We start from the raw sequence: 580 nt of genomic DNA on the forward strand, positions 1-580 counted from the left end.
TATGACGCTGACGTTGTTTGGGCCTCAATCTCTTGATGAGCAGCAAGCTTGGGTAGAAGCCATGTTCGCTGACATCCCTAATCATCAATTAAGTGGTAAATCGATTAACGTACCGATTGGGACTGAAGACAGCACCGGAATTTTGGTTCAAATTGAGCCCATCAAAGAGTTTCGCAAACTCATTCTCACCTTCCCTATGCCGGGAATGGATAAACACTACGGCGTGAAGCCTCTCTCTTATTTCGCTCATTTGTTAGGTTACGAAGGCGAAGGGAGCTTGATGCTGCAACTGAAAAGCAAAGGCTGGATCACTTCCCTATCAGCTGGCGGCGGGGCAAGTGGCAGCAACTATCGTGATTTTACGGTCAGTTGTACACTCACACCAGAAGGGTTAGACCACGTAGATGACATCATTCAAGCTGTCTTCCAATATCTAACCATGATCAAACAAGACGGAATGAATGAGTGGCGCTACCTAGAGAAGCAAGCAGTATTGGAGTCTGCATTCCGCTTTCAAGAACCTTCACGCCCTCTCGATTTAGTTAGCCATTTAGTCATCAATATGCAGCATTATCAGCCG

General features: G+C 46.4%; 1 protein-coding gene. It reads left to right on the top strand.

Annotation, left to right across the window (positions count from 1 at the left end):
• The coding region (locus R8N47_RS26960; protein ID WP_318186335.1) for an insulinase family protein at positions 1-580 on the top strand (580 nt) is incomplete at both ends.

This window comes from Vibrio sp. 2132-1, from assembly GCF_033344315.1.